Annotated in this window: 27 protein-coding genes; 18 read left to right on the top strand and 9 right to left on the bottom strand. The window is 52.9% G+C overall.

All coding sequences use genetic code 11. From position 1 onward, the window contains the following. The first annotated feature begins 155 nt into the window (after positions 1-155). Positions 156-560, top strand: a complete 405-nt coding sequence (locus tag J2125_RS09215) for an OsmC family protein (RefSeq protein ID WP_026111969.1) — start codon at positions 156-158, stop codon at positions 558-560. 44 nt (positions 561-604) lie between these two features. Here the strand turns inward: J2125_RS09215 and J2125_RS09210 are convergent, their stop codons facing one another. From J2125_RS09210 to J2125_RS09185, 6 genes are all read right to left on the bottom strand, one after another. Further along, positions 605-1078, bottom strand: coding sequence for an Hcp family type VI secretion system effector (locus J2125_RS09210; RefSeq protein ID WP_017803014.1), 474 nt, complete (start codon positions 1076-1078; stop codon positions 605-607). A gap of 73 nt (positions 1079-1151) precedes the next feature. Beyond that, the gene (locus J2125_RS09205) at positions 1152-1655 is read right to left on the bottom strand and encodes a DUF943 family protein (protein ID WP_083865665.1); all 504 of its coding nucleotides are present in this window, start codon (positions 1653-1655) and stop codon (positions 1152-1154) included. After that, complete coding sequence (locus J2125_RS09200; RefSeq protein WP_017803016.1) at positions 1612-2409, bottom strand: DUF3289 family protein; 798 nt, start codon at positions 2407-2409, stop codon at positions 1612-1614. Before J2125_RS09200 ends, J2125_RS09205 begins: the two co-directional genes overlap by 44 nt. 185 nt (positions 2410-2594) lie before the next feature. Beyond that, complete coding sequence (locus tag J2125_RS09195) at positions 2595-3464, bottom strand: phosphoribulokinase (protein WP_017803017.1); 870 nt, start codon at positions 3462-3464, stop codon at positions 2595-2597. A gap of 83 nt (positions 3465-3547) precedes the next feature. Next, positions 3548-3766, bottom strand: coding sequence for a YheU family protein (locus J2125_RS09190; protein ID WP_017803018.1), 219 nt, complete (start codon positions 3764-3766; stop codon positions 3548-3550). 3 nt (positions 3767-3769) lie between these two features. Beyond that, positions 3770-4714, bottom strand: coding sequence for a hydrolase (locus tag J2125_RS09185; protein ID WP_017803019.1), 945 nt, complete (start codon positions 4712-4714; stop codon positions 3770-3772). 129 nt (positions 4715-4843) lie between these two features. Here J2125_RS09185 and J2125_RS09180 point away from each other — a divergent pair, with 129 nt between their 5' ends. Further along, positions 4844-5446 (top strand): LysE family translocator, encoded by a 603-nt coding sequence (locus J2125_RS09180; RefSeq protein ID WP_017803020.1) that lies wholly within the window; start codon positions 4844-4846, stop codon positions 5444-5446. 1 nt (position 5447) lies between these two features. Here J2125_RS09180 and J2125_RS09175 read toward each other — a convergent pair whose 3' ends face one another. After that, positions 5448-6428 carry a LacI family DNA-binding transcriptional regulator gene (locus J2125_RS09175; RefSeq protein ID WP_017803021.1) on the bottom strand — a complete coding sequence of 327 codons (981 nt, stop codon included), beginning with the start codon at positions 6426-6428 and terminating at the stop codon, positions 5448-5450. A gap of 248 nt (positions 6429-6676) precedes the next feature. Between J2125_RS09175 and tauA the strand changes: the two genes are divergently transcribed. The 4 genes from tauA to tauD are packed head-to-tail and all read left to right on the top strand — an operon-like array spanning position 6677 to position 10109. Beyond that, on the top strand, positions 6677-7660 hold the full coding sequence (gene tauA, locus J2125_RS09170) for a taurine ABC transporter substrate-binding protein (protein WP_017803022.1): 984 nt from the start codon (positions 6677-6679) through the stop codon (positions 7658-7660). Positions 7661-7669: 9 nt separating this feature from the next. Continuing rightward, complete coding sequence (gene tauB / locus J2125_RS09165) at positions 7670-8434, top strand: taurine ABC transporter ATP-binding subunit (protein ID WP_017803023.1); 765 nt, start codon at positions 7670-7672, stop codon at positions 8432-8434. Beyond that, positions 8434-9261 carry a taurine ABC transporter permease TauC gene (gene tauC / locus J2125_RS09160; protein WP_017803024.1) on the top strand — a complete coding sequence of 276 codons (828 nt, stop codon included), beginning with the start codon at positions 8434-8436 and terminating at the stop codon, positions 9259-9261. The genes tauB and tauC overlap by 1 nt, the downstream gene beginning before the upstream one ends. Next, positions 9258-10109, top strand: a complete 852-nt coding sequence (gene tauD, locus J2125_RS09155) for a taurine dioxygenase (RefSeq protein WP_017803025.1) — start codon at positions 9258-9260, stop codon at positions 10107-10109. The genes tauC and tauD overlap by 4 nt, the downstream gene beginning before the upstream one ends. Before the next feature lie 36 nt (positions 10110-10145). On the opposite strand, the gene J2125_RS09150 is transcribed toward tauD, so the two are convergent. Then, positions 10146-12050 (bottom strand): ABC transporter ATP-binding protein, encoded by a 1905-nt coding sequence (locus J2125_RS09150; protein ID WP_017803026.1) that lies wholly within the window; start codon positions 12048-12050, stop codon positions 10146-10148. Positions 12051-12175: 125 nt separating this feature from the next. Between J2125_RS09150 and kefG the strand changes: the two genes are divergently transcribed. The 4 genes from kefG (at position 12176) to slyD (ending at position 15574) form a co-directional block, all read left to right on the top strand. Beyond that, positions 12176-12727: a glutathione-regulated potassium-efflux system ancillary protein KefG gene (gene kefG / locus J2125_RS09145; RefSeq protein WP_017803027.1), complete on the top strand. Its 552-nt coding sequence runs from the start codon at positions 12176-12178 to the stop codon at positions 12725-12727. Next, positions 12728-14533 carry a glutathione-regulated potassium-efflux system protein KefB gene (gene kefB, locus J2125_RS09140; protein WP_017803028.1) on the top strand — a complete coding sequence of 602 codons (1806 nt, stop codon included), beginning with the start codon at positions 12728-12730 and terminating at the stop codon, positions 14531-14533. A gap of 140 nt (positions 14534-14673) precedes the next feature. Beyond that, positions 14674-14868 carry a YheV family putative zinc ribbon protein gene (locus J2125_RS09135; protein ID WP_017803029.1) on the top strand — a complete coding sequence of 65 codons (195 nt, stop codon included), beginning with the start codon at positions 14674-14676 and terminating at the stop codon, positions 14866-14868. 151 nt (positions 14869-15019) lie between these two features. Continuing rightward, positions 15020-15574: a peptidylprolyl isomerase gene (gene slyD, locus J2125_RS09130; RefSeq protein WP_017803030.1), complete on the top strand. Its 555-nt coding sequence runs from the start codon at positions 15020-15022 to the stop codon at positions 15572-15574. A 59-nt stretch (positions 15575-15633) separates the two neighbouring features. Here slyD and J2125_RS09125 read toward each other — a convergent pair whose 3' ends face one another. Beyond that, on the bottom strand, positions 15634-15852 hold the full coding sequence (locus J2125_RS09125; RefSeq protein ID WP_017803031.1) for a protein SlyX: 219 nt from the start codon (positions 15850-15852) through the stop codon (positions 15634-15636). Positions 15853-16140: 288 nt separating this feature from the next. Here J2125_RS09125 and fkpA point away from each other — a divergent pair, with 288 nt between their 5' ends. From fkpA to fusA, 8 genes are all read left to right on the top strand, one after another. Beyond that, complete coding sequence (gene fkpA / locus J2125_RS09120; RefSeq protein WP_017803032.1) at positions 16141-16968, top strand: FKBP-type peptidyl-prolyl cis-trans isomerase; 828 nt, start codon at positions 16141-16143, stop codon at positions 16966-16968. Positions 16969-17194: 226 nt separating this feature from the next. Next, the gene (locus J2125_RS09115) at positions 17195-17917 is read left to right on the top strand and encodes a helix-turn-helix transcriptional regulator (RefSeq protein ID WP_017803033.1); all 723 of its coding nucleotides are present in this window, start codon (positions 17195-17197) and stop codon (positions 17915-17917) included. After that, positions 17917-18303, top strand: a complete 387-nt coding sequence (tusD, locus tag J2125_RS09110) for a sulfurtransferase complex subunit TusD (protein ID WP_017803034.1) — start codon at positions 17917-17919, stop codon at positions 18301-18303. The genes J2125_RS09115 and tusD overlap by 1 nt, the downstream gene beginning before the upstream one ends. Next, positions 18303-18662 (top strand): sulfurtransferase complex subunit TusC, encoded by a 360-nt coding sequence (gene tusC / locus J2125_RS09105; protein WP_017803035.1) that lies wholly within the window; start codon positions 18303-18305, stop codon positions 18660-18662. Before tusD ends, tusC begins: the two co-directional genes overlap by 1 nt. A 9-nt stretch (positions 18663-18671) precedes the next feature. Then, entirely contained in the window at positions 18672-18959 is a 288-nt protein-coding gene (gene tusB / locus J2125_RS09100) for a sulfurtransferase complex subunit TusB (protein ID WP_017803036.1), read from the top strand. Between the two features lie 125 nt (positions 18960-19084). Beyond that, entirely contained in the window at positions 19085-19459 is a 375-nt protein-coding gene (gene rpsL, locus J2125_RS09095) for a 30S ribosomal protein S12 (protein WP_006120575.1), read from the top strand. Positions 19460-19554: 95 nt separating this feature from the next. Then, positions 19555-20025: a 30S ribosomal protein S7 gene (rpsG, locus tag J2125_RS09090; protein WP_017803037.1), complete on the top strand. Its 471-nt coding sequence runs from the start codon at positions 19555-19557 to the stop codon at positions 20023-20025. Between the two features lie 93 nt (positions 20026-20118). After that, positions 20119-22233, top strand: a complete 2115-nt coding sequence (gene fusA / locus J2125_RS09085) for an elongation factor G (protein WP_017803038.1) — start codon at positions 20119-20121, stop codon at positions 22231-22233. The last annotated feature ends 60 nt before the right edge of the window (positions 22234-22293 follow it).

Here is a 22293-nt window from a genome sequence, read left to right as displayed (position 1 = left end):
AAATGCCGACGAAAATATTACAGCTTTGTTTGTAGCACAGCTTTCAACAAGTGTCTCCTGTTGTCTCGTTTCAGCATGACGTGCATCGCTCTCGTTGCCGTTTTTTCGCTTCCGGCGTACTCTGAAGCTAACTGAATGAATTAGGGGATAATGTTATGCAGGCACGAGTGAAGTGGGTAGAAGGGCTGACATTTTTAGGAGAATCCGCATCTGGTCATCAGGTGCTGATGGACGGTAATGCGGGTGATAAAGCGCCAAGTCCAATGGAGATGGTGTTAATGTCGGCGGGAGGATGCAGCGCGATTGATGTGGTTTCTATCCTGCAAAAAGGGCGCAACGATGTGACTGACTGTGAGGTTAAACTGACTTCTGAACGTCGTGAAGAAGCGCCGCGAATTTTTACCCATATCAACCTGCATTTTATTGTCAGTGGCAAAGCGCTGAGTGACAAAGCGGTAGCGCGTGCGGTTGATCTGTCGGCAGAGAAATACTGCTCGGTGGCGATTATGCTGGGTAAAGGGGTGGAAATCACCCATAGTTACGAAGTGATTGCACTCTAGTTCTCTGCGTCGCTAACAGGACCCTGACCGGGTCCTGTTCTGTTTTATATATCGCACTGTTTTTTGATATCCCAACCGGAAGCGGATTCCGTGCCTCTGGCGCCGCTGGCTGTCATCTCCCAGTATTGTTGCCCTACTTTTCCGGCCCGGAATTTATAACTTATCGCAACTTTAGAGCCATGTCCGCTGCCATGGTAGTAAGCTGAAGTGATTAACACATCCTGCAGAGTGATACGCAGATACTCAACCTGTCCGTCATTGGCGTGGCAAGTGGAGATTTCAACTTTCTCAATCGGCTTGCCGTTTGACATATAGCGCATAATGGCGGGTGTCGCCTTATCCACCATGGTTTGCACATGCAGGTCCTGATACTCCACGCGTCCAATCGTGCCGCCCTGGCTATTCACTGGCTGGTTCGCGCTCCACTCAAATGAACTGATGGTGATCCAGCCTTTATGGTTCGCATCCTGCGATTCTCCCTCAATACCCTGAATTTTCATATAGATATCGCTATTCATCCTTGCTCCTTAGCGTGGGTTTAACTGGATTGATATTGGGTGATAATAATTTTTTAAATAACTATTTTCACTCTCAGAATCTGAGTTTATAGCTTTCCCCGGTTTGATCGTTTTCATAGTGAAGGATGTTTTCTTGATTATAATGAAACATGGTTTTGTGCTGATTGTAGTAGTAGCTTATTTGTAGTGGCCTGTTTTCTTTATCAATACAGTTGGCCTTTACTTTCATATCATCAAAGCAGATTAGATCGCCGTTGCCTCTGCTGCGGTAACTACCATCTTGGTATTCGGATATCCAGAAAGTAATATCAAAATCTTCTTTGCCAACTGGAATGCCATATTTTTCCGCTAGTGTGTTTTTGTTATTTTTCCACCAATTTTTTTTCCCGCTGTCAGTTATTGGAAAGTTCTCGACTATTATATAGTATCTTTTTTTATAACCTTCCAAATAATGAACATCAACTATCTTTGTGGGTAGTAATAATTTCACACCGAACCCAGAGAAAATTATAATGATGGCTATTAATAGTAATTTATATTTTGTCAAACCCGTTACCTTCAAGAATCTTAGTTGCATTCATTTCGGTGATAAAGGGGCAAAAGCCATACCCCTCCCAACGTTGCAGAGTAAACCAGATACGGAAAATGCGAAACTGTCGATAGAACCAGTCCTTAATATCGTCATCATCAAGACCAAAATGATCCTGTACGCGGTAATGGATCTCTGCTCTGTAACGATTTCCGGAAATATTAAGTGACTTAAGCGTGATATGCGTGGCCCATGTATCATGTACGCTAATACCTAGTCCATTGATACGATCTTTAGCGTTGTTAAATCTGGGTAACCAGGATTCCCCAATCGTAGATTTAAATGTTTCAATTTGCTGAGCATGAGAGCTACTGCTTTTGTTATTCATTATTTTTACTATCGCTTCGCGAATAGCTTGTTGGCTACTCTCCATCGAACTATGTTCAGCCAGCGCTTTATCAAGAAGTGGATCGCTAAATTGATCGCCAGTATTGCTTTGCATATGGTCAATCATCTTACGCATAATTGACTTATATTCACCCACGCGCGAAAACGTATCAGAAAGAGAGCGGAACTCATCGAATAGCAGACGTGCGCTGTGCTGGCGATCCGGGTAAGTAAAGGGATTAACCCGGGTGGAGATATCTCTTAAAGCAAAATGATGTTGCAGGCAATTCTGTGAAAGATCGCCACAGCGCATATCGGCGGCGTCAGTATCATCCATTTTGCGTTGGGTTTGATAAATAAAAGCAGGTAACATCAGCGCCGTGGCGGCAGGTGGCTTTCCGGTAGCGGTTTCCATAAATAACATCCTGTCATTATGTTTTACTGCATCATTTTGCAGGAGTATATCTGCGGGTTTTTATAAATTAAAGATGATAATATAAAAATTAATCGATCGATTTCACAGATTGGGATTTATTATATTTCTCGCATATTATATCAATCCTGTTGAGGCAGAAATGCTCCACCCCATAGCAGAATAAGTTACTCGATTTTTTTACCTTCCATCAGCCTTTTTACCAGCGGCGCCATAATTAATTCCATCGCCAGGCCCATTTTTCCACCCGGAACAACCAGAGTATTAATATGCGAGATAAAGGATCCCTGTAGCATCGCCAGCAGATAGGGGAAGTCGATATCTTCCAGTCCGCGGAAATGAATCACCACAAAACTCTCATCCAGCGACGGAATATCGCGTGCGGCAAACGGATTGGAGGTGTCCACCGTTGGTACGCGCTGGAAGTTGATATGCGTGCGGGAAAACTGGGGGGTAATAAAGTTGATATAGTCTTCCATTGAACGCACCACGGAATCCATTACCGCTTCACGCGAATGGCCGCGCTCGCTGGTATCACGCACCAGTTTCTGAATCCATTCCAGGTTAACTATCGGCACCACGCCAACCAGCAGATCCACCTTCTCGGCGACATTATGCTGTTGGGTGACAACACCGCCATGCAGTCCTTCATAAAACAGGATATCGGTCGGTTCCGGTAGCGGCTGCCATGGCGTAAAGGTGCCTGGCACCTGGTTCCACGGCACCGCTTCATCGTAGGTGTGCAGATATTTACGTGATTTGCCGCTGCCGTTCACTCCGTACTCGATAAAAGTCTGCTCCAGCAGGCCGAAGTCATTGGCCTCCGGTCCGAAGTAGCTGATATGGCGTCCTAAATCACGTGCTTTACGAATCGCCATATCCATTTCTGGCCGGGTATAACGGTGAAAGCTGTCACCTTCAAGTTCGGCGGCATGCAAATTTAACTGCTGGAAAATTTTACGGAAGGCGAGGCTGGTGGTGGTGGTGCCTGCTCCACTCGACCCCGTAACGGCAATAACCGGATGCCTGGCTGACATAGTTAGCTCCCTGTGAAGATGCGGGCGATGTGCATTGTTAACATGATTTGCACCGTAAAGTCATCTGGTGCTCATCAGGCGGCTTATTCGCGTATCCGGGTGCGGGGCATAATATTGACTGTTTCATGCAGTTCGGACCATACCAGCACAATTTCACCGCTTTTCAGCTGGCGGCGCACATCTTCCACTTTCCCGGCCAGTGAACGTTCCTGCTCGCCGTAGTCAGTGCCTTCACGCAGCACAAAGGATTCAATCAGATTTTCCAGCGCCTCGGGCGTCAGTTGTTGCCAGGGAATAATCACAGCTTAGTTATCCAGATAGTAAGAGAGCCATTGCGGAATACGTTGCTCCAGCCACATTTCGGGTTTGCGCAGGGTTCCGGCGACAAAGCCGACGTGGCCGCCGTTTTCCGTCAGTTGATACTCAATATTAGCAGGTAGTGTGGCGAGATCGGGGATCACTTCGCCGGTCATAAAAGGATCGTCCTGGGCATGGATAATTAACAGCGGTTTGCGCACTGCGGGCAGCAGCGGCAGTGCGCTACAGCGCCGGTAGTAGTCAGTGGCGTCGCTAAAACCATGGGCGCGCGCGGTAATTGCATTATCGAAATCACGCAGTTTTCTTAACGCCCTGAGTTGCGACAGATCCACCGGCAGGGTACCTGGCCAGCGCAGCAGCTTACGTTCGGCGTTCTGCTTGAGCAGATTAAGCAGATAGCGCTGATAAACCCGCGAGAAGCCCTGCTCCAGCCGGATGCTACAAGGTTCCAGCATCAGTGGCGCCGATACCACCACTGCCGCATCCAGCAGGCAGCTTTCGCCCTGTTCACCCAGCAGGCAGGCCAGCATATTGCCACCCAGCGAGATGCCAGCTGCAGCGGTGGGAACTTTGCCCCAGCTATCGCGCAGCCATTGCAGAAAGTAGCTGGCATCGCTGGTTTCACCGGAGTGATAGATACGGCGCAGACGGTTAGGTTCGCCGCTACAGCCGCGAAAATGCATCACTACGCCGAGCCAGCCACGATCTTTCCATGCCTGCAACAGACCATGGGCATACGGACTGTGAAAACTGCCTTCCAGACCATGAAACAGCACCACGCGTGGTTTATCCTGCGCCTGCGCCGGATCTTCACTCCATGCCAGATCGACAAAATCGCCATCGGGCAACTCCAGCCGTTGCCAGTGTGGTTGCAGGATAATTCGTCGCCGAATCAGGCGCGGCAACAGGGTCTGCAGATGCGGGTTGCGCATGCCTGGCATGGGCACAAAGGCATCATTATCGCCGGGAGGAATATTTATCTTCAGAGGGCTTGTACGATCCATATCACACTGTTAGCTTCGATGCGTTTGTTATTGTCTGGGGTGAGGAGCGCCCGTTTCATGGAACTGAGTCTTTTTCTGTCGATGCTGGGTTTTTTGTGGGTCGCCGCGATTACCCCAGGCCCTAATAATATGTTACTTACCGCCTCGGGCGCCAATTTCGGTTTCCTGCGTTCCCTGCCGCTGATGATTGGCATTATGCTTGGTATGCAGGCGATGCTGCTGCTGGTGGCGTTTGGCGTCGGTGGTTTGCTGCTGCTCTATCCTTCTCTGCATCTTATCCTGAAAATCGCCGGTAGCCTTTATCTGTTATGGCTGGCGTGGAAAATCGGCACCGCAAGCTACGAAAAGCTGGAAACCGGCGATGGCCCGGCGGCGCCGATGCCGTTCTGGCAGGGGGGGCTGTTGCAGCTGATTAACCCGAAGGCGTGGCTGATGGCGCTGGGCGCTGTCGCCAGCTTTAGCCTGGCGGGTGACGCTTACCGCAGCTCGGTGATGGCCATCAGTATTGGCATTGTGTCGGTAAATATTATCTCCGGGGTGATCTGGCTGGGTTTCGGCACCCTGATTGGCCGCATTCTGCGCAGCCGCCGCGCCTGGGCGATATTTAATATCTCAATGGGGATTCTGACCGCCGCCTGCGTGCTGTTGATCTGGCATTAACTCAGGCGGAACCGCGTTCCACCAGCTTCCAGTCCAGTACTTCATGAACCACCGCCACGCGGTGGTTTTTTATGCGCGCCAGCAGCAGCTGCACACTGCGCACCCCCAGCTGATGCATCGGCTGTTCAATGGTGGTCAGCGGCGGCGAGGTCACGGCGCTGAAGGGCACGCCATCGAAACCCATCACCGCCAGATCCTGCGGCACCACTAAACCGGCCCGACGGGCAGAGTGCAGCGCGCCCCCGGCCAGCACATCGGATACGGCAAAGATAGCATCTGGCGGCTGGGGCAGTTGCAGCATGCGCGTCATCGCCGCACAGCCAGCGTTATAGTCCACTTCATCCACATATTCGACATGGCACCAGTTCAACCCCAGCGCTTCCAGCGTCTGGCGATATCCTGCTTCACGCTGGTGGGAGTACAGATAGCGCATATCAGTATTGATCAGCGCAATGCGGCGGCGCCCTTTTGCCGCCAGATGGTGCACTACTGCGGTGGCCGCCGCGCGATTATCGATGGTGACGGATGAGCCGTTATAAGCCGGGTCGCCCTCGGCGCACTGTACCCACGGCGAATCGCCAATCAGCGCGGTTAAACCGGGCAGACAGCTAATCGCATCCATGGTAATTACCCCGTCTACTACTTTACCGCTTAGCAAAGCGAGATAAGCGGACTCCCGCGTCAGGCGCGACTCAGAGTTGCACAGCAAAATATGATAGCCGTGCAGTTCGGCCTCTTCTTCAATGCCGCGCACCACCAGCGAACAGAATGGATTAGTAATACCGGGAACCAGCACCAGCAGCATGCGGCTCTGTGAAGTACGTAGCTGGCGCGCCAGCAAATTGGGCTGGTAGTTACAGAAGGCAATGGCGGAAAGCACTTTCTCACGGGTTTCGGGTTTAACGCCGGGATGCTGATTTAACACGCGTGAAACGGTAGCGGTGGAAACCCCGGCGAGACGGGCAACTTTATCAATCGACATGCCAGACCTTATACCCTGAAATAATTACCGCGCTGAAGCAACTAGCAGTACCACAAGCGGCCAGATAACGCCTGAGATTTTGCAAATTATTTACGTGTCTCTTTTTTTCGCCTGACACATATACAAAGCAGAAAAGCTTCTAATGCGATTTTGTGATTAAAAATAATTTTTAATTACTTTTAGCCTTGCCCACTGTCGGTTAAAAATGGCTGACAGTTAGCAGATAATCACAATAAGCGGAGTGCAACATGGCGGGAAGAAAATGGCGTTTATCATGGGTTGCGGCAGCCTTGTCACTGGCAGCGCTGAATGCGCAGGCCGTTGATGTCACTATCGCTTATCAGACATCGGCTGAACCGGCGAAAGTTGCGCAGGCTGATAATACCTTTGCCAGAGAGAGCGGGGCAAACGTTGACTGGCGTAAATTCGATAGCGGCTCCAGCGTGGTACGCGCGCTGGCGTCTGGCGATGTGCAGATTGGCAATATCGGCTCCAGCCCGCTGGCGGTAGCCGCCAGTCAGCAGGTGCCGATTGAGGTGTTCCTGCTGGCCTCCCAGCTGGGTAATTCCGAAGCGCTGGTGGTGAAAAAAGGCATTACCAAACCGCAGGATCTGATTGGTAAACGCATTGCGGTGCCTTTTATCTCCACCACGCATTACAGCCTGCTGGCGGCGCTGAAACACTGGGGGATCAAACCCGGTCAGGTGCAGATTCTGAACCTGCAACCTCCGGCGATTACCGCCGCCTGGCAGCGGGGTGATATCGATGGCGCCTATGTCTGGGCGCCGGCAGTGAACGAACTGGAGAAAGAGGGCCATGTGCTGACCGATTCGGCGCAGGTGGGAGAATGGGGCGCGCCAACGCTCGACGTCTGGGTGGTACGCAAAGATTTCGCGCAGCAACATCCTGAAGTGGTCACCGCTTTTGCCCGCAGCGCGCTGGCGGCACAGAAAGCCTATCTGGATAACCCGGAACAGTGGCTGAAGCAGCCAGATAATCTCAACAAGCTGTCGCGTCTGAGCGGGGTGCCCAATGAGCAGGTGCCGGGGCTGGTGAAAGGCAATACCTATCTGACCGCTGCCCGGCAGGTTAGTCAGCTGGCGCAGCCGGTGGATAAAGCGATTCTTGATACTGCGCAGTTTTTAAAAGAGCAGGGCAAAGTACCGCAGGTGGCCAGCGATTATCGTGATTACGTCACCGATCGCTTTGTCAAACCACTGGCTGAACAGTAAGGCGCGCCCGTGTTATCCGTCTCTGATTTGCATGCCCGTTATGATGGCCGGCTGGCGTTACAGGATATCAATTTGTCGATTGATTCCGGTGAGCTGCTGGTGGTGCTGGGCCCATCCGGCTGTGGCAAAACCACGCTGCTGAATCTGATCGCCGGTTTTTTACCGGCGGAATCCGGCAGTATCACGCTGGATGGTCAGCCGATTAGCGGCCCGGGGGCAGAACGTGGTGTGGTGTTCCAGCATGAAGGCCTGCTGCCATGGCGTAATGTGCTGGATAACGTGGCGTTTGGTCTGCAACTGGCGGGCGTCGCGAAACGCCAGCGGCGCGCCATTGCGCAGCGCATGCTGAAGAAAGTCGGGCTGGAAGGGGCGGAGAAACGCTTTATCTGGCAGCTTTCCGGCGGTATGCGTCAGCGGGTAGGGATTGCGCGTGCGCTGGCTGCCGATCCGCAACTGCTGCTGCTTGATGAGCCGTTTGGCGCACTGGATGCTTTTACCCGTGAACAGATGCAGGAGTTGCTGCTGACACTGTGGCGCGATAGCGGCAAGCAGGTGCTGCTGATTACCCATGATATTGAAGAAGCGGTGTTTCTCGCCAGCGAACTGGTGCTGCTATCACCGGGGCCGGGACGCATTATCGAACGTCTGTCGCTCGATTTTGGTCGTCGCTATGCGGCAGGCGAATCCTGTCGGGCGATTAAGTCCGATCCTGAGTTTATCGCCCGGCGCGAATATGTGCTCAGCCGGGTGTTTCAGCAGCGTGAGGTGTTCTGATGAGTTCACTGATTAATGACAAGCTCGCCACCCGCCGATCGCGCAGACGCTGGCCGTTTTCGCATCAGCTGACGCTAAGCATGATTACTTTGCTGGTGCTGCTGTTTATCTGGTGGAGCGTGACGGCGCTAAAGCTGATTAGCCCGCTGTTTCTGCCCGCGCCGCAGCAGGTGCTGCATCAGCTGCTGACCATCGCCAGCGCGCAGGGTTTTATGGATGCCACTCTGTGGCAGCATCTTGGCGCCAGCCTGACGCGTATTCTGATTGCGCTGTTTGCGGCGGCGCTGACTGGCATTCCGGTGGGCATCGCCATGGGGCTGAACGCCACGCTGCGCGGCATTCTCGACCCGCTGATTGAACTCTATCGTCCGGTGCCGCCGCTGGCCTATCTGCCGCTGATGGTGATCTGGTTTGGCATCGGCGAAACCTCGAAAATTTTACTGATCTATCTGGCGATTTTTGCGCCGGTGGCGCTGTCGGCGCTGGCAGGGGTAAAAAGCGCGCAACAGGTACGACTGCGTGCTGCACAATCGCTGGGCGCCAGCCGCTGGCAGGTGCTGTGGCATGTGGTGCTGCCGGGCGCGCTGCCGGAAATTCTCACCGGATTGCGCATTGGCCTCGGCGTTGGCTGGTCGACGCTGGTGGCGGCCGAGCTGATTGCCGCCACGCGCGGGCTGGGCTTTATGGTGCAATCCGCAGGCGAGTTTCTGGCCACTGATGTGGTGCTGGCCGGTATCGCGGTGATCGCCGTGATCGCTTTTACTTTAGAACTGGGTCTGCGCGCATTACAGCGTCGTCTGACACCCTGGCATGGAGTGACACAATGAATGAACGTCTGACTATTACCGCACTGGGGCCGTATATTGGCGCGCTGGTGGAAAATCTGAATCTGAGCCGTCCACTCAGCGATGGCCAGTTTGAGCAACTTTATCATGCGCTGATCCGCCATCAGGTGCTGTTTTTCCGCGATCAGCCATTAACGCCACACCAGCAACGGGCGCTGGCCGCGCGCTTTGGCGATCTGCATATTCATCCGGTTTATCCGCATGCTGACGGTGTCGAAGAGATTATTGTGCTGGATACTCATGACAATAATCCGCCGGATAACGATAACTGGCATACTGATGTGACCTTTATCGAAACCCCGCCTGCGGGCGCGATTCTGGCGGCGAAACATCTGCCGGAAACCGGTGGCGATACGTTATGGGCCAGTGGCATTGCGGCGTATCAGGCGCTGTCGGCGCCGGTTAAGACCCTGTTAAGCGGTTTGCAGGCGGAGCATGACTTCACCAAATCGTTCCAGGAGTTTAAACATCGCGGCAGCGAAGAGGAGCATGCGCGCTGGAGAAAAGCGGTGGCCAGTAACCCGCCGCTGCTGCATCCGGTGGTGCGAACCCATCCGGTCAGTGGCAAGCAGGCGCTGTTTGTTAACGAAGGCTTTACCACGCGGATTGTGGATTTAAGCCAGAAAGAGAGTGATGCGCTGCTGGGATTCCTGTTCGCGCATATCACCAAACCGGAGTTTCAGGTGCGCTGGCGCTGGCAGCAGGATGATGTGGCAATCTGGGATAATCGGGTGACGCAGCATTATGCCAATGCCGACTATCTGCCGCAGCGACGGATTATGCATCGTGCGACGATTCTGGGTGATAAGCCGTACTATCGCGTGGGGTGAAGCAGAGGGCGGCGTTCTCGCCGCCCGTTAAACAGATTACTCTGCCAGCATCTGCTCCAGCTGCTCCTGAGCATCCAGCCATGCCATTTCGCACTCTTCCAGCGCCGATTTGCTCTCTGCCTGACTCTGCAGCGCAGCGGTTAAATCCGCTTTGCGGCTCTGCTCATAAATCGCTGTGTCGGCCAGCTTCTCTTCAGCGGCGGCCAGTTGCGCGTTCAGCTTCTCCATCTGCTTTTCCAGCTGGGTAATCTGTTTACGCAGCGGCTGCGTCTGGGTGCGCAGTTCCGCTTCGCGTCGCTTCTGGTCTTTACGCGACTGGGCGCTGTTGCCATTCTCCAGCTTCGGCGCGGCATCCTGCTGTGCTTGCTGTTTTTGCAGATCGCTCAGCCACTGCTGATAATCTTCGAGGTCACCTTCAAAGGTTTCTACCTTACCGTCATGCACCAGATAGAGGTCATCAGTCGTGGAACGCAGCAGATGGCGGTCATGCGAGACGACAACCAGTGCGCCTTCGAAGTCGATCAGCGCTTCGGTCAGTGCCTGACGCATATCAAGGTCGAGGTGGTTAGTTGGTTCATCCAGCAGCAGCAGGTTAGGGCGCTGCCAGACAATCAGCGCCAGCACCAGGCGCGCTTTTTCGCCACCGGAGAAACGCGCGGTAATTTCCGTTACCTGATCGCCACGGAAGCCGAAGCCGCCGAGATAGTCACGCAGCTGCTGTTCCAGCACTTTCGGCGCCAGGCGCGATAAGTGTTGCAGCGGTGATTCATCTGCGCGTAAGAATTCCAGCTGATGCTGGGCGAAGTAGCCGAGCTTAATGCCTTTCGCCAGCCCGATATCACCCTGTAACGGCGCCAGTTCACCGGCCAGCATTTTGATTAGCGTCGATTTGCCTGCGCCGTTGCGGCCCAGCAGGCCAATGCGCGAACCCGGCACCAGGTTCAGCTTGATGGAGTTCAGGATCACCCGATCGCCATAGCCAGCGCTGACCTTCTCCATCTTCAGCAGCGGATTAGGCAGGCTTTCCGGTTCGCGGAAACTGAAGGTGAAGGGGTTATCAACATGCGCCGGGGCAATCAGCTCCATCCGTTCCAGCATCTTGATGCGGCTCTGCGCCTGTTTCGCCTTGGTGGCCTGGGCGCGGAAACGGTCAATATAGCTCTGTAAGTGCGCCACTTTCTCTTGCTGATGCTCAAACAGCGACTGCTGCTGCGCCAGTTTGGTGGCGCGCTGGCGTTCAAACGAGCTGTAGTTGCCGGTGTATTCGTACAGGCTTTGCTGTTCGATATGCAGAATTTTATCCACCACCGGATCAAGGAAGTCACGGTCGTGTGAAATCAGGATCAGGGTGCCTGGATAGCCTTTCAGCCAGCGCTCCAGCCAGATTACCGCGTCGAGATCGAGGTGGTTGGTCGGTTCATCGAGCAGCAGCAGATCGGAGCGGCACAGCAGCGCCTGCGCCAGATTCAGGCGCATACGCCAGCCACCGGAGAAATCGCTGACCGGACGTTGCAGCTGCTCCTGGCTAAAACCTAAACCATGCAGCAGGCTGGCTGCGCGTGACTGAATGGTCCACGCCTGAATCGCATCAAGCTTGCCATGCAGGGTGGCGATAGCATGGCCGTCATTGATGTCGTTAGCGTGTTGTAGTTCAGCTTCCAGCTGACGATATTCGCGATCGCCATCGATCACATACTCGATCGCCGGCAGATTAAGCGCTGGCGTTTCCTGGTTAACCCAGGCCAGCGCCCAGCCAGCCGGAAAGCTGAAATTACCCGCGTCGGCGCTTATCTCGTTCTTTAGCAGCGACAGCAGGGTGGATTTTCCGCAGCCGTTTTTACCCACCAGCCCGACTTTTTGTCCCGGATTGATGGTGGCAGTAGCATTGTCCAGCAGCACGCGGATGCCGCGACGAATTTGTAACGAGGAGAATACAATCATAAGCGCCGTATCGTCAGAATATGTTAATTTATTGCATCGTAATCATAATTGCGGAATGACCAATTCCGTTGCGTCGTGCATGGTAGCGGAAAACACGCACTATGACGACGGCTGGAGGGGAATAGATGTCGCAGCCCGTTAAAGTTTTGCTGCTTTATGCCCACCCGGAATCACAAGATTCGATCGCCAATCGTGTTTTGTTGCAGCCGGCCGGGCAGTTAGCCAATGTCACCGTGCACGATCTTTACGCGCACTATCCTGACTTTTTTATTGATGTGAATTACGAACAGCAACTGCTGCGCGAACATCAGGTGGTGGTGTTTCAGCATCCCCTCTACACCTATAGCTGTCCGGCACTGCTGAAAGAGTGGCTGGATCGCGTGTTATCGCGCGGTTTTGCCAGCGGCGTGGATGGCAATGTGCTGGAAGGCAAATACTGGCGCAGCGTGGTAACCACCGGTGAGCCAGAGGCCGCCTATCATCAGGAGGGGCTGAATCGCTATCCGATGTCAGAAATTATGCGTCCGTTTGAGCTGACAGCGCAGATGTGCCGCATGCACTGGATGACGCCGATGATTATTTACTGGGCGCGTCGCCAGACACCAGAAGTGATGAAAAATTATGCGCGGGCATACAGTGACTGGCTGGCGTCACCGTTACCGCATGGAGGTTTATAAATGGAAGGACAAACCCTTCTGACAGCCGGCGTACTCTATCTGTTTGCCGCGGTGGTCGCGGTGCCGATCGCCGCCCGCCTCGGCATTGGCGCGGTACTCGGCTATTTGCTGGCCGGGATCGCTATCGGTCCATGGGGATTAGGTTTTATCAGCGACGTCGAGGAGATTCTGCACTTCTCCGAACTCGGCGTGGTGTTCCTGATGTTTATTATCGGCCTGGAGCTTAATCCCTCCAAGCTATGGCAGTTGCGCCGTTCGATTTTTGGCGTCGGTGCGGCGCAGGTGATTTTCAGCGCCGCAGTGCTGGGTGGTCTGCTGTGGCTGACCGATTACTCCTGGCAGGCGGCGATGATTGGCGGTATCGGCCTGGCGATGTCGTCAACGGCGATGGCCCTGCAACTGATGCGCGATAAGGGCATGAACCGTAACGAATCCGGCCAGCTGGGTTTCTCGGTGCTGCTGTTCCAGGATATCGCGGTGATCCCGGCGCTGGCGCTGGTGCCGTTGCTGGCGGGCGGCGATAGCGGCCATATTGACTGGATCAAGGTCGGCATGAAGGTGCTGGCATTTGTCGGCATGCTGATTGGCGGACGCTTTTTGCTGCGACCGATTTTCCGCTTTATTGCCGCTTCCGGCGTGCGTGAGGTGTTTACCGCTGCGGCGCTGCTGCTGGTGCTGGGATCGGCGCTGTTTATGGATCTGCTTGGCGTATCGATGGCGCTTGGCACCTTTATCGCCGGGATCCTGCTGGCGGAGAGTGAGTATCGCCACGAACTGGAGATCGCCATTGAGCCATTTAAAGGCTTACTGCTCGGCCTGTTCTTTATTTCAGTGGGGATGGCGTTAAATCTCGGGGTGCTCTACACCCATATACTTGAGATCCTGATCGGTGTTGTAGCGCTGGTGGCGGTAAAAATCGCCGTGCTGTATGTGTTGTCACGCATCTACGGCCTGCGCAGTTCGGAACGCCTGCAGTTCGCCGGAGTGCTTAGTCAGGGCGGCGAGTTTGCCTTTGTGCTGTTTTCTGCCGCGTCGTCGGCGAAAATGTTTAGCGGCGATCAACTGCCGCTGCTGCTGGTGACGGTCACGCTATCAATGATGACCACGCCACTGCTGATGCAGGGTATCGATAAGATTCTGACCCGCCGCTTTAATGATACGGATGACCATGATGAGAAGCCTTTTGTTGAAGACGATAAACCACAGGTGATCGTGGTGGGCTTTGGTCGTTTCGGTCAGGTAGTTGGCCGCCTGCTGATGGCGAACAAAAAACGCATAACTGTACTGGAACGCGATATCAGTGCCGTAAGTCTGATGCGTAAGTATGGCTATAAAGTATACTATGGGGATGCGACCGAGCTGGAGTTGTTGCGGGCAGCCGGTGCGGAAAGCGCGCAATCGATCGTGATTACCTGTAATGCGCCGGAAGATGCGATGACGATTGTCCATCTGTGTCAGCAGCATTTCCCGCATCTGCAAATTCTGGCGCGGGCGCGTGGACGTGTGGAAGCACATGAGCTGTTGCAGGCGGGAGTAACGCAATTCTCCCGTGAAACCTTCTCCAGTGCGCTGGAGCTGGGTCGCAAAGCGTTAATGACCGTCGGCATGCATCCACATCAGGCGCATCGTGCGCAGCAGCACTTCCGCCGTCTGGATATGCGCATGCTGCGTGAGCTGATGCCGAATCATGGCGACAGCGCGCAGATCTCGCGGGTGAAAGAAGCCCGGCGCGAGCTGGAGGATATTTTCCAGACTGAGATGCAGCATGAGCGGCGGCAGTATGATGGCTGGGACGAATTCGAGTAATTTTGCCTGGTTCGCTTGATATTTCGCGTCACGGCAGTGTTCAAAATCCTCACGTACCCAGTACGCTCCGGTTTTTGCGCGCTGGCGTGATACGAACTCTCTTCGCCACCGACGGCAAAATAGCCAATTTGGAAAACAGAATGCGTAAACGTTTTATCGCCGGTGCGGTTTGTCCGCACTGTCAGGAAAAAGATACACTCGCGTTGTGGCGCGAAAACAATGTTGATGTCGTTGAGTGTGTAAAGTGCGGCCATCAAATGCGTGAAGCGGATAAGCAGGTACGCGATCAGGTTCGCACTAGTGAGCAAGTGATCGGTATTTTTCATCCTGAGTAGCGTAATACCCCAGCTTTTTTTAAGCTTAAGCGTACAGCAGGGTTGAATTCCGTTACAATCGGCGCAATTAAGAACCTCTCTGGTTGGTATTATTGCACGCAAAAATAGACCAATGAGGCAGGATCAACGTTCTCAACGGTTAGGAGATATCATGAAAGTAGCAAAAGACCTGGTGGTAAGCCTGGCCTATCAAGTTCGTACAGAAGACGGTGTATTGGTTGACGAGTCTCCGGTGAGCGCACCGCTGGACTATCTGCACGGACATGGCTCCCTGATTTCTGGTCTGGAAAAAGCACTGGAAGATCACGTGGTTGGCGATAAGTTTGATGTGCATATCGCGTCAAATGATGCTTACGGCCAGTACGATGACAACCTGGTGCAGCGTGTACCTAAAGACGTGTTCATGGGCGTCGACGAGCTGCAGGTTGGCATGCGTTTCCTGGCGGAGACCGATCAGGGTCCGGTTCCAGTAGAAATCACTGAAGTTGAAGATGAGCATGTGGTGGTTGATGGTAACCATATGCTGGCGGGTCAGAACCTGAACTTTAACGTTGAAGTGATGGCGATTCGTGAAGCTACGGCGGAAGAGCTGGCTCATGGCCACGTTCACGGCGAAGGCGGTCATCATCACGACCACGACCATGATCACGACCATGATCACGGTAACGGCGGTTGCGGCACCGGTGGGTGTGGCTGCAGCCACTAAGCATTATTGCTTGCTGGTTAAAAAAGGTCGCTCAGGCGACCTTTTTTGTTATTTGCGGTTTAATAATGCGGTGGGGGCACTTCTTCGGATTGCGAGGCAATCATGGATGGCGCCGCCGCCTTCAGCTTATCCAGCATCAGACGTAGCTGTTCACGCATCTTCGCCATCTCCAGCTCATGCTGCACCACCGTCTGATTCAGCTCATCGATGGTGTGCTCCTGAAAAGCCAGTTTGCTTTCCAGCATCTCCAGCCGCTGTTCAAACAATGATTGTTGCATACTATTTCCTCTTGTTACCGCATGCGAATCACATGGCGGCGAATCGTCTGATTCTAACGGCAAAAGCATGGCTTTCACCAGGTAAAAGCAGCTAATTTCGCCATAACGATTGAAAAAGGCCGATGTCGTCTATACGTACTCTTTGAAACTTAACGGCATTACAACAGTCGTAGGTTAACTTAGTAATTTTGTTGCGAGAGTAGGTAGTTTCTTCGCGCACAGTTATAGTACTGACCGAAAGGTTAAAATTTATTCCCGAGGTGAGAGGCTTCGGTTTTGGAGAAATGGATGAAATCACTGTTTAAAGTCACATTGTTAGCCACCACCATGGCCGTAGCGCTGAATGCACCGCTGGCAATGGCTGCAGAAACTGCACCTGCTCAAGAAACTGCACCTGCTCAACAGGCCGCGCCTCAGGCTCCGAAGAATGCTGCGTTTAAAAATGAAGACCAGCAGTCCGCTTATGCACTGGGTGCATCGCTGGGTCGCTATATGGAAAACTCTCTGAAAGAACAAGAGAAACTGGGCATCGCACTGGATAAAGATCAGCTGATCTCCGGTGTTCAGGATGCATTTTCCGGTAAAAGCAAACTCACCGATAAAGAGATTGAGCAGACTCTGCAATCTTTTGAAGGCCGTGTGAAGGGCGCCGCTCAGGCGAAGATGGAAAAAGACGCGAAAGAGAACGCCGGTAAAGGCGAAGCTTACGCGGCTAAATTCGCCAAAGAGAAAGGCGTGAAGAAAACTGAGTCTGGCCTGCTGTATCAGGTTGAGAAAGAAGGCAGCGGTGATGCGCCAAAAGATAGCGATACCGTGGTAGTGAACTACAAAGGTACGCTGACCGACGGTACAGAGTTCGACAACTCCTATACCCGTGGTGAGCCACTCTCTTTCCGTCTTGACGGCGTGATCCCTGGCTGGACTGAAGGCCTGAAGCACGTGAAGAAAGGCGGTAAAATCAAGCTGGTGATCCCACCAAACCTGGCTTACGGTAAAAATGGCGTTCCGGGTATTCCGGCTAACTCCACGCTGGTGTTTGACGTTGAGCTGCTGGATATCAAACCAGCACCTAAAGTCGACGCTCAGGCGCCGGCAGAGAAACCTGCTGCTCAGTAATCTCTGACCAGTGGTTTCCTGTCTGTAAAAACCGCCGCAATCACTGCGGCGGTTCTGTTTTTATGCCCTGAGCCGCACAGTTTTAGTGATTCTGCGCAATTAGCAACAAAGGCCAGGACACAGCTTTCCCTGATTTGCTAAACTATCCTTCGCGCAAAATTCTGTATGTTGAGTCTGCCCAGGCCGCGCTGAGACAGGCTCCAGCCAATATTAGGGTGTCTCTTCCATGTCTAATCCATTCAGTCCCGGTGAGTTGATCGAATCAGACTTACTGGAGCAACGGCCATTTATTCAGACCGACCACGATATTCTGCAGTCGTATGAAGCGGTGGTTGATGGTCTGGCGATGCTGATCGGCTCACATTGTGAAATCGTCCTGCACTCGCTGGAGGATTTGAAGTGTTCAGCCGTGCGCATTGCTAATGGCGAACATACCGGCCGTAAAGTCGGTTCGCCCATTACCGACCTCGCCCTGCGTATGCTGCACGATATGACCGGCGCTGACAGTAATGTGTCAAAGGCCTATTTTACCCGCGCCAAAAGCGGGGTGCTGATGAAGTCGGTGACCATCGCGATTCGCAATCGTGAGGAGCGGGTGATCGGGCTGCTGTGCATCAATATGAATCTCGATGTGCCGTTCTCGCAGATTATGTCGACCTTTATGCCGCCGGAAATCAAAGAGGTGGCTTCATCAGTTAACTTCGCTTCTTCGGTGGAGGATCTGGTGACACAGACGCTGGAGTTCACGATTGAAGAGGTGAGCGCCGATCGCAATGTGTCGAATAATGCCAAGAATCGCCAGATTGTGCTTAATCTGTATGAGAAGGGTATTTTCGATATCAAAGATGCGATTAATCAGGTGGCGGACCGTCTGAATATCTCCAAGCACACCGTCTATCTCTATATTCGCCAGTTTAAAAGCGGTGATTTCCAGGGCCAGGATCGTTAATGCAGTTTACTCTGCTGGTTACCGGCCCGGCCTATGGCACCCAGCAGGCAAGCAGCGCCTGGCTGTTTGCCAAAGCCTTAATTGCGGCGGGGCATACGCTGAGCAGCGTATTCTTCTATCGCGAAGGGGTGCTGAACGCCAACCAGCTGACGGCGCCTGCCAGCGATGAGTTTGACCTGGTGCGCGCCTGGCAGCAGCTTCAGGCTGAGCATGGCACGGCGCTGCATATCTGTGTGGCGGCGGCGTTACGACGTGGCGTGACCGATCAGCAGCAGGCACAGAGTCTGGCGCTGCCCGCGGCGAATCTGCAACCGGGTTTTCAGCTGACGGGTTTAGGTTCGCTGGCGGAAGCGGCGTTAAATTGTGAACGACTGGTGCAGTTCTGATGAATTCAATCGCTTTTATCTTTACCCGCGCCCCGCATGGCAGCAGCGCCGGACGCGAAGGGCTGGATGCGGTGCTGGCCACTTCAGCACTGAGTGAAAATATTGCGCTGTTTTTTATTGGCGATGGCGTATTGCAGCTTACTGCCGGTCAGCAGCCGGAGAAAATTCTGGCACGCAATTATATCGCTACCTTCGGCGTTTTGCCGCTGTACGAGGTGGAGCAGTGCTATATCTGCGCGGACTCGCTGGCCGAACGCGGATTAACGGCCGAGGACCCACGCGTGCTGCCCGCCGAGGTGTTAAGCGCTGATGCATTGCGCCAGCGGCTTGATCAGTTCGACCGTATTGTGACGTTTTAAGGAAGCACCATGCTGCATACGCTGATGAACTCTCCCTTCCAGTGCGACTTCGCGCTACTGTTGCGGATGCTGAAAAGCGGCGATGAGCTGTTATTACTGCAGGATGGCGTTCTGGCGGCACTGGCAGGCAGTCAGGCGTTAACTGCGTTATTAACGGCGCCGGTTACAATTTACATTTTGCAGGAGGACGTTGACGCGCGCGGACTTTCTGCTCAGATTTCAGCCAAAGTGACGCCGGTAAGCTATACTGAGTTCGTTGCGCTGGCGGTGAAACATCCTCAGCAAATGACCTGGTGAAACACGAAATCCTGGTTATTTCTTGACACCTTTTAAGCTCAGCCCTAAAATTCTGCGTCCTCGTGATACTGCGAGGCGATTTATCACGTGTTTACGAAGCAAAAGCAAACCCCAGGAGCTATTTAATGGCAACAGTTAACCAGCTGGTTCGCAAACCACGCGTACGCAAAGTTGCAAAGAGCAACGTGCCTGCGCTGGAAGCCTGCCCGCAAAAACGTGGTGTATGTACTCGCGTATATACTACTACTCCTAAAAAACCGAACTCCGCACTGCGTAAAGTATGTCGTGTTCGCTTAACCAATGGTTTTGAAGTTACCTCCTACATCGGTGGTGAAGGTCATAACCTGCAGGAACACTCCGTGATCCTGATCCGTGGCGGTCGTGTTAAAGACTTGCCAGGTGTGCGTTACCACACCGTTCGTGGCGCGCTGGACTGCTCAGGTGTTAAAGACCGTAAGCAATCTCGCTCCAAGTATGGTGTGAAGAAGCCAAAGGCTTAATGGTTCTCCGTTAAGTAAGGCCAAACGTTTTAAATAAATGTCAAAATAAACTCGTAGAGTTTTGGACAATCCTGAATTAACAACGGAGTATTTCCATGCCACGTCGTCGCGTTATTGGTCAGCGTAAAATTCTGCCGGATCCTAAGTTCGGATCAGAACTGCTGGCTAAATTTGTAAATATCCTGATGGTAGATGGTAAAAAATCTACTGCTGAAGCAATCGTCTATACCGCGCTGGAGACCCTGGCTCAGCGTTCTGGTAAAAACGAACTGGAAGCTTTCGAAGTCGCTCTCGACAACGTACGCCCGACTGTAGAAGTTAAGTCGCGCCGCGTTGGTGGTTCTACTTATCAGGTACCAGTTGAAGTCCGTCCGGTTCGTCGTAATGCTCTGGCAATGCGTTGGATCGTTGAAGCTGCTCGTAAACGCGGTGATAAATCTATGGCTTTGCGCCTGGCGAACGAACTTTCTGACGCTGCAGAGAACAAAGGTACTGCAGTTAAGAAACGTGAAGACGTTCACCGTATGGCTGAAGCCAACAAGGCGTTCGCGCACTACCGCTGGTAATAGCCACGTAGTAGTTAAGCTAACCAGGCGGGCGCTTTCAGCCAACCCGCCTGGGTTAACTAACCTTGAACGTCCGAGAATCAGAGGAATCAAATGGCTCGTACAACACCTATTGCACGCTATCGTAACATTGGTATCAGTGCACATATCGACGCCGGTAAGACCACGACTACCGAACGTATTCTGTTCTACACCGGTGTAAACCACAAAATCGGTGAAGTTCATGATGGCGCAGCCACCATGGACTGGATGGCACAGGAGCAGGAGCGTGGTATTACCATCACCTCCGCAGCGACCACTGCATTCTGGTCAGGTATGGCGAAGCAGTTCGAGCCACACCGCGTAAATATTATCGACACCCCTGGACACGTTGACTTCACCATCGAAGTAGAACGTTCCATGCGTGTTCTCGACGGCGCAGTAATGGTTTACTGTGCAGTTGGTGGCGTTCAGCCACAGTCTGAAACCGTATGGCGCCAGGCGAACAAATATAAAGTTCCACGTATCGCGTTCGTTAACAAAATGGACCGTATGGGTGCTAACTTCCTGAAAGTTGTTGGTCAGATCGAATCACGTCTGGCGGCCACTCCGGTTCCTCTGCAGCTGGCTATCGGCGCTGAAGAGCATTTCACCGGCGTTGTTGACCTGATCAAGATGAAAGCGATCAACTGGAACGATGCTGATGCAGGCGTGACCTTCGTTTACGAAGATATCCCGGCTGATATGCAGGAACTGGCTGAAGAATGGCGCCAGAAACTGATCGAAGCCGCAGCTGAAGCATCTGATGAGCTGATGGAGAAATTCTTTGGTGGCGAAGAGCTGACCGAAGAAGAGATCAAAACTGCCCTGCGTAAGCGCGTGCTGAACAACGAAATCATCCTGGTAACCTGTGGTTCTGCATTTAAGAACAAAGGTGTGCAGGCGATGCTGGATGCGGTTATTGAATACCTGCCGGCACCGACTGACGTTACCGCGATCAACGGTATCCTGGACGACGGTAAAGACACTCCGGCCGTTCGTCACTCTGATGACGAAGAGCCGTTTGCTGCGCTGGCGTTTAAAATTGCTACCGACCCGTTTGTAGGTAACCTGACCTTCTTCCGTGTGTACTCTGGCGTAGTTAACTCCGGTGACACCGTGTATAACCCGGTCAAATCTCAGCGTGAGCGTCTGGGCCGTATCGTACAGATGCACGCTAACAAACGTGAAGAGATCAAAGAAGTTCGCGCAGGCGACATCGCTGCTGCTATCGGTCTGAAAGAAGTGACTACGGGTGACACCCTGTGTGATCCAGATAACGTCATCATTCTGGAGCGTATGGAATTCCCTGAGCCGGTAATTTCTATCGCCGTAGAACCGAAAACCAAAGCTGACCAGGAAAAAATGGGTCTGGCTCTGGGCCGTCTGGCTAAAGAAGACCCGTCATTCCGCGTATGGACTGACGAAGAAACCAACCAGACTATCATCGCCGGTATGGGTGAGCTGCACCTCGATATCATCGTTGACCGTATGAAGCGTGAATTCAACGTTGAAGCTAACGTTGGTAAACCTCAGGTTGCATACCGTGAAGCAATTCGCGCGAAAGTTACCGATATCGAAGGTAAACACGCCAAGCAGTCTGGTGGTCGTGGTCAGTACGGTCATGTTGTTATCGACATGTACCCACTGGAGCCGGGCGTTAACCCTAAAGGTTACGAGTTCATCAACGACATCAAAGGTGGTGTGATTCCTGGTGAATACATCCCTGCGGTTGATAAAGGTATCCAGGAGCAGCTGAAATCAGGTCCTCTGGCTGGTTATCCAGTGGTTGATCTGGGTGTTCGTCTGCACTTTGGTTCTTACCATGACGTTGACTCCTCAGAACTGGCGTTTAAACTGGCAGCATCTATCGCGTTCAAAGATGGCTTTAAGAAAGCGACTCCGGTACTGCTTGAGCCAATCATGAAGGTTGAAGTAGAGACTCCTGAAGAGAATACCGGTGACGTTATCGGTGACCTTAGCCGTCGTCGTGGTATGCTCAAAGGACAAGAATCTAACGCTACTGGCGTACAGATTCACGCTGAAGTTCCGCTGTCTGAAATGTTCGGATACGCGACTCAGTTGCGTTCTCTGACTAAAGGCCGTGCTTCATACTCCATGGAGTTCCTGAAGTATGATGATGCGCCAAACAACGTCGCTCAGGCCGTTATTGAAGCTCGTAGTAAATAAGCTACAGTTTTAACATATTGATCATATGCTCTCACCACGGGTGAGAGCATTAAAGTAAGG

This window comes from Winslowiella toletana, assembly GCF_017875465.1.
Classification (GTDB): Bacteria; Pseudomonadota; Gammaproteobacteria; order Enterobacterales; family Enterobacteriaceae; genus Erwinia; species Erwinia toletana.
Note: the sequence above shows the minus strand (reverse complement) of the source record. Positions and strands in the feature narration are given on the sequence as shown.

Excerpts from the sequence above, each read along its gene's own strand:
- tauC (WP_017803024.1), top strand. The coding sequence starts at position 8,434 with ATGAGTTCACTGATTAATGACAAGCTCGCCACCCGCCGATCGCGCAGA.
- fusA (WP_017803038.1), top strand. The coding sequence starts at position 20,119 with ATGGCTCGTACAACACCTATTGCACGCTATCGTAACATTGGTATCAGT.
- tauD (WP_017803025.1), top strand. The coding sequence starts at position 9,258 with ATGAATGAACGTCTGACTATTACCGCACTGGGGCCGTATATTGGCGCG.
- rpsL (WP_006120575.1), top strand. The coding sequence starts at position 19,085 with ATGGCAACAGTTAACCAGCTGGTTCGCAAACCACGCGTACGCAAAGTT.
- J2125_RS09185 (WP_017803019.1), bottom strand. The coding sequence starts at position 4,714 with ATGCGCAACCCGCATCTGCAGACCCTGTTGCCGCGCCTGATTCGGCGA.
- rpsG (WP_017803037.1), top strand. The coding sequence starts at position 19,555 with ATGCCACGTCGTCGCGTTATTGGTCAGCGTAAAATTCTGCCGGATCCT.
- J2125_RS09115 (WP_017803033.1), top strand. The coding sequence starts at position 17,195 with ATGTCTAATCCATTCAGTCCCGGTGAGTTGATCGAATCAGACTTACTG.
- J2125_RS09125 (WP_017803031.1), bottom strand. The coding sequence starts at position 15,852 with ATGCAACAATCATTGTTTGAACAGCGGCTGGAGATGCTGGAAAGCAAA.
- J2125_RS09180 (WP_017803020.1), top strand. The coding sequence starts at position 4,844 with ATGGAACTGAGTCTTTTTCTGTCGATGCTGGGTTTTTTGTGGGTCGCC.
- J2125_RS09215 (WP_026111969.1), top strand. The coding sequence starts at position 156 with ATGCAGGCACGAGTGAAGTGGGTAGAAGGGCTGACATTTTTAGGAGAA.
- J2125_RS09150 (WP_017803026.1), bottom strand. The coding sequence starts at position 12,050 with ATGATTGTATTCTCCTCGTTACAAATTCGTCGCGGCATCCGCGTGCTG.
- tusB (WP_017803036.1), top strand. The coding sequence starts at position 18,672 with ATGCTGCATACGCTGATGAACTCTCCCTTCCAGTGCGACTTCGCGCTA.
- tauA (WP_017803022.1), top strand. The coding sequence starts at position 6,677 with ATGGCGGGAAGAAAATGGCGTTTATCATGGGTTGCGGCAGCCTTGTCA.
- J2125_RS09135 (WP_017803029.1), top strand. The coding sequence starts at position 14,674 with ATGCGTAAACGTTTTATCGCCGGTGCGGTTTGTCCGCACTGTCAGGAA.
- kefG (WP_017803027.1), top strand. The coding sequence starts at position 12,176 with ATGTCGCAGCCCGTTAAAGTTTTGCTGCTTTATGCCCACCCGGAATCA.
- fkpA (WP_017803032.1), top strand. The coding sequence starts at position 16,141 with ATGAAATCACTGTTTAAAGTCACATTGTTAGCCACCACCATGGCCGTA.
- tusC (WP_017803035.1), top strand. The coding sequence starts at position 18,303 with ATGAATTCAATCGCTTTTATCTTTACCCGCGCCCCGCATGGCAGCAGC.
- slyD (WP_017803030.1), top strand. The coding sequence starts at position 15,020 with ATGAAAGTAGCAAAAGACCTGGTGGTAAGCCTGGCCTATCAAGTTCGT.
- kefB (WP_017803028.1), top strand. The coding sequence starts at position 12,728 with ATGGAAGGACAAACCCTTCTGACAGCCGGCGTACTCTATCTGTTTGCC.
- J2125_RS09210 (WP_017803014.1), bottom strand. The coding sequence starts at position 1,078 with ATGAATAGCGATATCTATATGAAAATTCAGGGTATTGAGGGAGAATCG.
- J2125_RS09205 (WP_083865665.1), bottom strand. The coding sequence starts at position 1,655 with ATGCAACTAAGATTCTTGAAGGTAACGGGTTTGACAAAATATAAATTA.
- J2125_RS09195 (WP_017803017.1), bottom strand. The coding sequence starts at position 3,464 with ATGTCAGCCAGGCATCCGGTTATTGCCGTTACGGGGTCGAGTGGAGCA.
- J2125_RS09200 (WP_017803016.1), bottom strand. The coding sequence starts at position 2,409 with ATGGAAACCGCTACCGGAAAGCCACCTGCCGCCACGGCGCTGATGTTA.
- J2125_RS09175 (WP_017803021.1), bottom strand. The coding sequence starts at position 6,428 with ATGTCGATTGATAAAGTTGCCCGTCTCGCCGGGGTTTCCACCGCTACC.
- tusD (WP_017803034.1), top strand. The coding sequence starts at position 17,917 with ATGCAGTTTACTCTGCTGGTTACCGGCCCGGCCTATGGCACCCAGCAG.